Source organism: Terriglobales bacterium (genome assembly GCA_035624475.1).
Taxonomy (GTDB): Bacteria; Acidobacteriota; Terriglobia; order Terriglobales; family Acidobacteriaceae; genus DASPRL01.
Window position 1 is genome coordinate 1 of record DASPRL010000082.1, and the last position, 9767, is coordinate 9767.

At 67.8% G+C, this 9767-nt stretch carries 11 protein-coding genes; 10 read left to right on the top strand and 1 reads right to left on the bottom strand.

Annotated features, from left to right (window positions below):
- The 4 genes from VEG08_03555 to VEG08_03570 form a co-directional block, all read left to right on the top strand.
- Positions 1–1233, top strand: a 1233-nt coding sequence (locus tag VEG08_03555) for an ATP-binding protein (protein HXZ27057.1), incomplete at its 5' end; no start/stop codon positions are given.
- Entirely contained in the window at positions 1230–2612 is a 1383-nt protein-coding gene (locus VEG08_03560) for a sigma-54 dependent transcriptional regulator (GenBank protein ID HXZ27058.1), read from the top strand. The genes VEG08_03555 and VEG08_03560, both read left to right, overlap by 4 nt.
- A gap of 323 nt (positions 2613–2935) precedes the next feature.
- The gene (locus VEG08_03565) at positions 2936–5221 is read left to right on the top strand and encodes a DUF6600 domain-containing protein (GenBank protein ID HXZ27059.1); all 2286 of its coding nucleotides are present in this window, start codon (positions 2936–2938) and stop codon (positions 5219–5221) included.
- Between the two features lie 200 nt (positions 5222–5421).
- On the top strand, positions 5422–6102 hold the full coding sequence (locus tag VEG08_03570) for a hypothetical protein (protein HXZ27060.1): 681 nt from the start codon (positions 5422–5424) through the stop codon (positions 6100–6102).
- A gap of 4 nt (positions 6103–6106) precedes the next feature.
- On the opposite strand, the gene VEG08_03575 is transcribed toward VEG08_03570, so the two are convergent.
- A complete protein-coding gene (locus tag VEG08_03575) occupies positions 6107–6274 on the bottom strand; it encodes a hypothetical protein (protein HXZ27061.1) in 168 nt (55 codons plus the stop codon).
- A gap of 71 nt (positions 6275–6345) precedes the next feature.
- Between VEG08_03575 and VEG08_03580 the strand changes: the two genes are divergently transcribed.
- The 6 genes from VEG08_03580 to VEG08_03605 form a co-directional block, all read left to right on the top strand.
- Positions 6346–6621, top strand: coding sequence for a hypothetical protein (locus tag VEG08_03580; protein ID HXZ27062.1), 276 nt, complete (start codon positions 6346–6348; stop codon positions 6619–6621).
- Between the two features lie 282 nt (positions 6622–6903).
- Positions 6904–7674 carry an electron transfer flavoprotein subunit beta/FixA family protein gene (locus VEG08_03585; protein HXZ27063.1) on the top strand — a complete coding sequence of 257 codons (771 nt, stop codon included), beginning with the start codon at positions 6904–6906 and terminating at the stop codon, positions 7672–7674.
- 14 nt (positions 7675–7688) lie between these two features.
- Entirely contained in the window at positions 7689–7919 is a 231-nt protein-coding gene (locus VEG08_03590) for a hypothetical protein (protein HXZ27064.1), read from the top strand.
- Positions 7920–8057: 138 nt separating this feature from the next.
- Positions 8058–9047: an electron transfer flavoprotein subunit alpha/FixB family protein gene (locus VEG08_03595; GenBank protein HXZ27065.1), complete on the top strand. Its 990-nt coding sequence runs from the start codon at positions 8058–8060 to the stop codon at positions 9045–9047.
- Between the two features lie 55 nt (positions 9048–9102).
- Positions 9103–9477, top strand: coding sequence for a four helix bundle protein (locus VEG08_03600; GenBank protein ID HXZ27066.1), 375 nt, complete (start codon positions 9103–9105; stop codon positions 9475–9477).
- 60 nt (positions 9478–9537) lie between these two features.
- Positions 9538–9767 (top strand): FAD-binding protein (locus VEG08_03605; protein HXZ27067.1); only part of this gene is annotated, 230 nt, incomplete at its 3' end.

A 9767-nucleotide genomic window follows, 5' to 3' on the forward strand; every position in this document is an offset into this window, starting at 1 on the left:
CTGTTCCTGGTCTTCCTGGCGGGGCTGGCGCTGCTGGAGCCCATCGACGAGCCCCACAAGCAACTGACGCTGCTGGCCATCGGGGTGCTGCAGTTGGCGGAAGGGCGGCTGGTGGCGTGGTCGCCGCGGCGCGGCCCCGGCTACAGCGTGCTGCTCAAGATCCTGCTGGCCACGCTGCTGATGGAGCACACCGGGGACCTAGCCACCTCCATCAACAGCCCCTACTATCCCATCTACTATCTGCCGGTGGTGACGGCGGCCATCTACTTCGGGCCGCTGGCCACGCTGCTGTGGACGCTCGTGGCCTCGCTGGCCTACTGCTCGCTGCTGATCCCGGCGCTGCAGGAGTACGAGCTGACGGGAGAGGGCGCCACCGCCCTGGGCATCCGCATCCTCTTCTTCTTCCTGGCCGCCATCCTCATCAACCGCTTCGTGATGTACAACCGCAAGCAGGTGCGGCGCTACCAGCTTCTCTCCGAGACCCTGGCCGAGACCAACCTGCAACTGCAGCGGGTGGAGGCGGAAGCGCGGCGAGCGGAGCGGCTGGCGGCGCTGGGACAGCTCTCCGCCGGGCTGGCGCACGAGATCCGCAACCCCCTGGGCGTGATCAAGGGCTCGGCCGAGATGCTGGGGCGCAAGGTCGAGGAAAGCCAGCCGCTGGCGCGCGAGCTGGCCGGCAACATCTCCTCCGAGGTGAACCGGCTGAACGGGCTGGTGGCGCGTTTCCTGGACTTCGCGCGGCCCTCGCGGCTGGACCTGCGCCCGCAGCGCCTCCCCGAGATCGTGGAGGCGGCGCTGGAGGCGGTCGCGCAGCAGATGCCGGCGGCCCGGGTGAAAATCGAGCGGCAGTACGCCGAGGAGTTGCCCGAGGTCGTGGTGGACCGGCAACTCTGCGAGCAGCTCTTCGTCAACCTGATCCTGAACGCCTACCAGGCGATGGACGGGCGGGAAGGACATCTGCGGCTAGTCATCGCACCCCAGGTCTCGGAAGGCGAGGCCGGGGTGGCGGTCAGCGTGGAGGACGACGGCCCCGGCGTCCCCGAAGAACTGCGCGAGCAGATCTTCAATCCCTTCGTGACCTCGAAGAAGGAGGGCGTGGGGCTGGGCCTGCCCATCGTGGCCAAGATCGCCGACGACCATCGCGGCTGGGTGCGGCTGGAAGAACTCTATCGCGGGGGCGCGGGCTTCCGCGTCTTCCTGCCGCAGGTGCAGCCCGGCCAGGAGAATCCGTGAGCCAGAAGAACGCACACAGCGCGGCGGTGCTCATCGTGGAGGACGAGCCCAAGATGCGGCGGCTGCTGGAACTGCAGCTCGCCGACGAAGGCTTCGCCACCCACGCCGCCGCCGACGCCGAGAGCGGCCTCGGGATCCTGCAGCGCGAGAAGGTGGACCTGGTGCTCACCGACTTCCGCCTGCCGGGCATGAGCGGGGTGGAGTTCCTGCAGGCGGTGAAGCGCGCCAACGCGCACCTGCCGGTGGTGATCATGACCGCCTACGGCAGCGTGGAGTCGGCGGTGGAGGCCATGAAGCTGGGGGCCAGCGACTACGTGCTCAAGCCCTTCGCCCTGGCCGAACTGGTGCTGAAGATCCGCAAGGAATTGGAGGCGCACCGGCTGCGCGAGGAGAACCGCTCGCTGCGTGAGGCCCTGGGGCAGCGCTACGCCTACGAGAACATCATCGCGCGCAGCCAGAAGATGCAGGCGGTGCTGGCGCTGGTGGAGCGCGTCGCCCCCACCCAGGCCACGGTGCTGCTGGGCGGGGAGACGGGCGTGGGCAAGGACCTGGTGGCGCGCGCCATCCACCAGCACTCGCAGCGGGCGGCGGGGCCGTTCGTCAAGATCAACTCCACCGCCATCCCCGAGACCCTGCTGGAGAGCGAATTGTTCGGCTACGAGAAGGGAGCGTTCACCGGGGCGGCAGGCTCGAAGCCGGGGAAGTTCGAATTGGCGCACAAAGGCACGCTCTTTCTGGACGAGATCGGCGACGTGCCGCCGGCCACGCAGGTCAAGCTGCTGCGCATTCTGCAGGAGCGCGAGTTCGAGCGCCTGGGCGGCACCAAGACGCTGCACGTGGACGTGCGCCTGATCGCGGCCACCAACCGCGACCTGCGCTCGGCGCTCGAGGAAGGCAGCTTCCGCGAGGACCTCTACTACCGGCTGAATGTGGTGGCCATCGACATCCCGCCGCTGCGCGAGCGCAAGGAGGACGTGCCCGCGCTGGCGGAGTGGTTCCTGGAGCGCTTTGCGCGCGAGTCGGGCAAGAAGATCGCGGGGCTGGCCCCCGAGGCGCTGAAGCGGCTGGTGGACTTCCACTGGCCGGGGAACGTGCGCGAACTGGAGAACGTGATGGAGCGCGCGGTCACGCTGTGCGCGGGGAGCGTGCTCGGCGTGGCCGACATCCATCTGGACAGCCGGCCGGCGGCGCCGGCGGGCGCGGCGGCGGTCCTGCCCGAGGGCACGAGCCTGGAGCAGTGGGAAGAAGAGATCATCCGCGAGGCGGTGCGCCGCGCCAATGGCAACAAGAGCCAGGCGGCGCGGGCGCTGGGCCTCTCGCGCAATGCCCTGCGCTACCGGCTGTCGAAGATGGGCGTGGAAGACGAGGAGAAGGACTGACTTCACCCCAGCCACGGATTCCCACGGATGTTCACGGATCTGACTGCAACGAATCTGAATCCGTGGCCATCCGTGTCGATCCGTGGCTGTCTTGAAGTTGCGTAGCGGAATCGGCCGTGCCACACGGACCGGGTGGCCGAAAACCACCACCGGCGCTCGAGAACCACCACCAGATCCCGCTCAGACCGAAGCGCTCCATTCCCTATATCCTGCTGAAAAACAATGTCTTAGTCTGGGACGACGTCTTTGGCATGGCGCATGCGTTATCCAGGTTGGAATCAAAGGTATTCCTGCGCGGCGAACCGGCCGCCGGGAGGTGGGCCATGAAAAGGTTCTGGGCAGGTTTGGCAGTGGTTCTGATGGTAGTGGGGGGCGCCGCCTGGGCGCAGCAGCCGGCGCCCGTGGATGTGGGGCCGGGGGTGGCCCGGGTCAGCCTGATCAGCGGCGAAGCCTCGACCCAGCGCGGCGACTCCGGCGACTGGGTGGCGGCCACGCTCAACACTCCCGTGGTGGCAGGCGACCGCGTCTCCACCGGCAACGAGGGGCGGCTGGAGCTGCAACTGGATGGCGCCAACGTGGTGCGGCTAGCGGGCGCCACCACCCTCAAGGTCGCCAACCTGGACCGCAACCAGATCCAGGTGCAGGTGGGGCGCGGCCTCGTGACCTACGCGGTGCTGCCGGACACGGAGGCCAGCGTCGAGATCGATACTCCCAACGTGGCGGTGCATCCCATCAGCCAGGGCGACTACCGCGTGCTGGTGAACTCCGACGACGAGACCCAGGTCATCGTACGCGAGGGCGCGGCCGACGTCTCCACGCCCCAGGGCAGCACGCGGGTGCAGGCGGGCGAGATGATCACCGTCCGCGGCACCGACAATCCCCAGTACCAGACCGCGGCCGCCCCCGGCCGCGACGAGTGGGACAAGTGGAACAGCGAGCGCGATCGCAAGATCAGCGACGCCCAGAGCTGGGCGCACACCGACCGCTACTACACCGGCAGCGCCGACCTGGACGCCTATGGAAGCTGGAGCGAGGTCCCGGACTACGACTACGTGTGGTTCCCCAACGTCGCCTCCGGCTGGGCCCCCTATCGCGACGGGCGCTGGGTATGGGAGCCGTACTGGGGCTGGACCTGGGTCTCCTATGAGCCCTGGGGCTGGGCGCCGTATCACTACGGGCGCTGGGCCCTCTATGGCGGGCGCTGGGGCTGGTGGCCGGGCCCGGTGTACGGCTATCCCGGCTACTACCCGGCGTGGGCGCCGGCCTACGTCTCCTTCTTTGGCTTCGGCTTCGGCGGAGGCGGCTGGTCGTTCGGCTTCGGCTTCGGCTGGGGCAGCGTGGGCTGGCTGCCGCTGGGGCCGGGAGATTACTTCTATCCCTGGTGGGGGCGCTGGGGCCACGGCTTCCGCTTCGAGCACTTCCACGACGGCTGGCACCACGGGGACCACGATGGCTGGGGCCCCATCTGGCACGGTCACGGCCACGGCATCTCCAACCTGGAGCTGGCGGGGCGCGACGAGCACGTGCGCCGGGGCATCAGCTCCATGCCCGGCGACCAGTTCGGGCATGGACGCGTGCCGGTCGGCCAGCACGGCGTGGATGCAGCGCAGTTCCGGCAGGCGGGACTGCTGACCGGCGCCGTGCCGGTGACGCCCACGCGCGAGAGCCTGCGGGTGAGCGATCGCGCGGCGAATCCCTCCACCATGCACGACGGCAGCCAGCGCTTCTTCACGCGCTCGCAGCCGGCGGGGGCCCCGGTGCCCTTCCACCAGGAAGCGGCGCAGATGCAGCACGTGATCGACACCGCCCGCGGCCAGAAGGGCGTCATGGGCCCGCCCGCCGGCGGGATCGGGACGCAACCCAATGCCGGCGGCCGGCCGGGCACGCCCGCGCCTCCGAACCAGGAGTGGCGGAGCGGCAGCAGCGGAGCCCCCGTGGCGGGCAAGGGCGGCTATCAGCCTCCTGCGCCGCGGACTCCCTACAACCCGACCGAGCCCGCAGGGCGGAGTGGAGGTGGATGGCACACGTTCACGCCTTCCGGGGGCCAGCCGGCGCAGCCGCAGGGTGGCAGCCCGGCGGGCAAGGGCAGCTACCAGCCTCCCTCGCCGCGGACTCCCTACAACCCGACCGAACCCGCAGGCCGGGGCTACAGCTCCGGCGGACGCCAGGGAGGCGGATGGCACACGTTCACGCCTTCCGCAGGCCAGCCGCAGGGTGGCAGCCCGGCGGGCAAGGGCGGCTATCAGCCTCCCTCGCCGCGCACTCCTTACAACCCGAATGAGTCCGCGGGACGGGGTGGAGGCGGCTGGCAGTCTTCCTCGCCGCGCTCCAGCCCGTCGTACAGCCCGCCGGCGGGACGCTCGACCTATGGCGGCAGCCGTCCCCCGCTGAACATGCAGCAGCCCATCGTGCAGCCGCGCGGCTACTCCGGCAGCTACGGAGGCCCGCGCGGAGGCAGCTCCGGCGGCAGCGTCTACCGCGGCGGCGGCAGTAGCGGAGGAGGCTACCACGGCAGCTCCGGCGGCGGCGGCCACCAGGGCGGGAGCACGGGAGGCGGGCACTCCTCCGGCGGCCACTCCTCCGGAGGCGGTGGCGGCAGACGACGTTGATCCCTGATCGACTCTCCCGATCAGCGACCGGCGGTCCGTAGCAGCGGGCCGCCGGTTTTTTGCCCACTGGGCTTCCTGCGGCTGGGTCACAGCCCGCTGTGACTAGCGTCACCGAAGCGGGCGGAAAAGTCCTTAGGATGGGAGGTGGGAAGGTGTCCCAGGGGGCGCGCCCGCGGGGCGCGTCCCGGGAAGGACGAACCATGTTTGAGGAAGAACTGAAGCTGGAACGGCGCTCTTCCAACATCCTGCCGCTGCTGCTGATCGTGGGCCTGCTGGCGGTGGTGATCGGGACCGTGATCTACACCGTCCTGGAGGTGAAGGAAGGCAAGAAGGCCCCGACCTCCGACGAGGCCGGTCAACTGGTGGCGGCGGCGCTCCAGGCGCGGCGGCCGGCGGTGACCCACTTCCGCACCGGGACGCTCAAGCCCATGCCCGGCGACCAGGTCGGCGAGCCCAACTACCGCCTGCTGGAGCAGGCCGGATTGGTGAAGGTCCAGAAGGGCAAGAACGGTACCGGCACCGTGACCCTGACCCCGCAGGGCGAGCAGCTGCTGGGCTCGATCGCCGGCATCAAGCAGCAGAAGAACCGCGACGGCAGCACCACCTACACCGTGCCCCTGGCGGAGCGCAAGCTGGTGGCGGTGTCGGCGGTGACGGTGGAGCGCGCCAATGTGGCCCGGGTGGACTTCACCTGGGAGTGGGCGCCCAACCCGATGGGCGACCTGTTCGATGCCACCGGCCCCGCGGTCATGAAGCTGAACATGTGGGACCGGGCCACGCTGATCCAGAAGTACGGCGCCGACCTCTTCCACGGCAAGGCGGAGAAGGAAGCGGTGCGGGTGTGGCACACCGAGAAGGGCTGGGTGCCGGCCCAGGAGTAGCGACCTACTCCGCCTCCTCCAGCAGGCGCCCCAGCGTGGGTTTGTGCTTGGGACGCTGGGGCGGGCGGGAGGAGGTTTGGCGGCGGGTGGGCGGCGGTGTCCCCAGTTGCGCCCGGGCCGCGGCCTTGACCGCCTTCACTGCGCGGAAGGTCTTGCGCTTCTTTCGGGGCATGGCGGCCTCCTCAGCATCGGGCAGTATGCAATAATCTCAGGCGACTGGCTACTGGGTACCAGCCACTCTCTATGGAAGAGCGCGACTTTTTCGACGAGCGGGAAGAGAAGAAGCCCGCCACCCTCAATTGCCCCCACTGCCACCAGTCCAACGACTACGAGTTGAGCTGGCTGGTGCGCACCAAGAAGAAGCAGTTGCCGGGACGCGCCGACGAGCGCGACCGCGCCCGCTTCGCCAAGCTGCGCTCCTACATGGTGCGGCGCGACGACATCGTGATGTGCAAGAACCTGCGCTGCCGCAAGCGCATCGAGGTCTCGAGCGTGCAGTCGGTGGCGTTTCTCGACTGAACCTTATCACCTGTCATCCTGAGCGAGCGCTGCCCTGCGGCTTGGCCGCAGGGCAGCGCGAGTCGAAGGACCTTGCGTTTGTGCTTGCACAGACGAAACACAAGGTCCTTCGACTCGCGCTCGGTCGCATGCGCTCCCTCGCGCTCGCTCAGGATGACAGAGCTAGGGGGCGCGGTTCCGGCACGGCTGAAGCCGTGCCCTTACGAAGGCTGCTTTCCGCCCGCCGGTCATTTATACTTTCGGGTTCGTTGCGCCGTCATACTCCTGCCTAGAGGTGCGGTCGTGAAGATCCTGGTCTGCATGAAGCAAGTCCCGCAGAAGGACGCCCCGCTCAAGCTCAACGACGCCGGCACCTGGATCCGCGAGGACGTCTCCTACGAAGTCAACGAACCCGACGCCTACGCCCTGGAAGAGGCGCTGCGCCAGAAGGAGAAGCACGGCGGCGAGGTGGTGGTGATCACCTCGGGGCCGGCGCGGGCGCAGCAGGTGCTGCGCGAGGCGCTGGCCAAGGGCGCCGACCGTGCCATCCACCTGGAGGACGGCGCCTTCACCACGCTGGACGCCATGAACACCGCGCGCGCCCTGGCCGCCGCCGTCAAGGAAGAGCCCTTCGACCTGATCTTCACCGGGCTGCAGTCCGACGACTACGGCTACGCGCAGACCGGGGTGGTGCTGGCGGAACTGCTGGGCTGGCCGCACGCCACCATCATCATGCAGATCGAGAAGAAGGACGGCGGCATACGCGTCAAGCGTGAGTTGGAGGCCGGCTACTTCCAGTTCGTGGACATGCCCACGCCGGCGGTGCTGACCATCCAGAGCGGCATCAACAAGCTGCGCTACGCCACCCTCATCGGCATCAAGCAGGCCAAGAACAAGCCGCTGCGCAAGGTGACGCTGGCGGAGGTGCAGGCGGCGCTCGGCCCCAACCTGCAGAAGATCGAGAAGCTCTACGTACCGCAGAAGACCAAGAAGACGGAGATGCTGGAAGGTGCGCCCGCCGAGGTCGCCAAAAAGCTGGTGGAGAAGCTGAAGAACGAGGTCAGGGTGATCTGATGGGAGGTGCGGCCATGGAAGGACATCATCACGCCAACACGCCGGAGTGGCGGGCGGAAGCGGGCTCGGGGCTGGTGGTCGCCGGGGCGCTCTTGCTGCTCTTCGACGCGGTGGCGCTCATGTTCGTCCCCTCCGACATCGCCGCCGGCACGCACTTCTTCGAGGCCGTGTTCGCGGTCATCGGCCTGCTGGCGGTCATCCTGATCGGTGTGGGGCGGCACAAGCGGGCGAAGGCGGAAGAGTAGGTTTCAAAGTTTCAAGGTTTCAATGTTTCAAGGTTGAAGAAGCACGGCTGCGGGCTGCGGTCTTACTTTGAAACCTTGAAACTCTGAAACCTTGAAACCTGCAAGGCGCGGTACGAATTCTTGAACGACGGACTACATATGGCCGAGACGATTCTGGTAGTTGTCGAGCAACGCGAAGGCAAGTTGAACCGTGTCTCCTTCGAGACGCTGACGGCGGCGCAGGCGATCGCCGGCGAGACCGGCTGGACGCTGGAGGCCGCGGTGGCGGGCTCGAGTGTGGGCGCGATCGCCGCCGAGGTCGCGGCCAAGAAGGTCGCCAAGGTGTACGCCATCGAGTCTCCCAAGCTCGAGAAGTACACCCCCGACGGCTTCGTGGCCGCGCTCAAGCCCTTCGTCGAGAGCCGCAAGCCGCGGCTGGTGCTGATGCCGCATACCTACCAGGTGCGCGACTTCGCGCCTAAGCTGGCCACGGCGCTGGGGCGCACCCTCGTCCCCGACGTCATCGGCTACAAGAAGGAGGGCGAACGCCTGCTGTTCACCCGGCAGATGTTCCAGGGCAAGCTGGCCGCCGACGTCAGCTTCGCCGGCGAGCCGCCGCACTTCGCCACCTTCCAGGCTGGCGCCTTCCGCGGCGACAAGGTCGAGGCGGGGGCCGCGGCCGCGCCGGTGGAGACGGTGAAGGCGGAGGTCGCGGACGCCGCCATCCGCAACCAGCCGGAGGAGATCTTCAAGGAAGCCAAGCAGGCGGTCGACCTGACGCAGGCGGAGATCATCGTCTCGGTGGGCCGCGGCATCAAGGAAGAGAAGAACATCGCGCTGGCCAAGCAACTGGCGGAGGCGCTGGGCGGGGAGCTGGCGGCCTCACGCCCCATCTGCGACTCCGGCTGGCTGCCCATGGACCGGCAGATCGGAAGCTCGGGACAGACGGTGGCGCCCAAGCTGTATCTGGCGCTGGGCATCAGCGGGGCCATCCAGCACATCGTGGGCATGAAGGGCTCGCGCACCATCGTGGCCGTCAACAAGGACGCCGAGGCGCCCATCTTCGAGGTCGCGGACTTCGGGATCGTGGCCAACCTGTTCGACGTGGTGCCGCCGCTGATCGAGGAGATCAAGAAAGCCAAAGGATAAGGTTTCAAGGTTTCAGAGTTTCAAGGTTTCAAGGTGGGGAGAATCGTGGTGATGCATGGCTCGCTCTTATCGCGACCTTCTCGTCTGGCAGAAAGCGAAAGCACTGGCGGTCGATATCTACCATGTGACTGAGGCATTGCCCAAGGCAGAGCTCTACGGCCTGCAATCCCAGTTACGACGGGCCGCGGTTTCAGTGGCATCGAACATTGCGGAGGGGCAGGGGCGCCTCACGCCGGGAGAGTTCCAGCAGTTCCTGGGACATTCGCGGGGATCGCTGCTCGAACTGGAGACACAACTCGCGATCGCAGCCGACCTGAAGTATCTCTCGGCGGCTCAACTCGAGCGTTTGCTGCAGGCTAGTTATGAGGTGCTCGGGCTCTTGAACCGGTTGCTCGATTCCCTCAACAGCAGGCGGTCCCGGGCTGGGTAGGTCACCTTGAAACTTCGAAACCTTGAAACCTTGAAACCGCTCACGAAGGCATAGCCGACCTTGTCAGGAGAGATCATCTTCCGCAAAGCGCTGCAGGGCGTGGAGCGTCCGGTGATGGAGGCCGACGTCGTGATTGTGGGCGGCGGGCCCGCGGGGCTGGCCTGCGCGCTGCGCCTCTCCCAACTCATCGACGCGCACAACGTCGCCCATCCCGAGCAGCAGCTCTCCAAGGAAAACATCTACGTGCTGGAGAAGGCGCGCGAGGTGGGCCAGCACTGCCTGTCGGGCGC

Bases quoted from the DNA above. Each gene is read 5' to 3' on its own strand.
- VEG08_03565 (HXZ27059.1), top strand. From the start codon at position 2,936: ATGAAAAGGTTCTGGGCAGGTTTGGCAGTGGTTCTGATGGTAGTGGGG.
- VEG08_03570 (HXZ27060.1), top strand. From the start codon at position 5,422: ATGTTTGAGGAAGAACTGAAGCTGGAACGGCGCTCTTCCAACATCCTG.
- VEG08_03575 (HXZ27061.1), bottom strand. From the start codon at position 6,274: ATGCCCCGAAAGAAGCGCAAGACCTTCCGCGCAGTGAAGGCGGTCAAG.
- VEG08_03580 (HXZ27062.1), top strand. From the start codon at position 6,346: ATGGAAGAGCGCGACTTTTTCGACGAGCGGGAAGAGAAGAAGCCCGCC.
- VEG08_03590 (HXZ27064.1), top strand. From the start codon at position 7,689: ATGGAAGGACATCATCACGCCAACACGCCGGAGTGGCGGGCGGAAGCG.
- VEG08_03595 (HXZ27065.1), top strand. From the start codon at position 8,058: ATGGCCGAGACGATTCTGGTAGTTGTCGAGCAACGCGAAGGCAAGTTG.
- VEG08_03600 (HXZ27066.1), top strand. From the start codon at position 9,103: ATGGCTCGCTCTTATCGCGACCTTCTCGTCTGGCAGAAAGCGAAAGCA.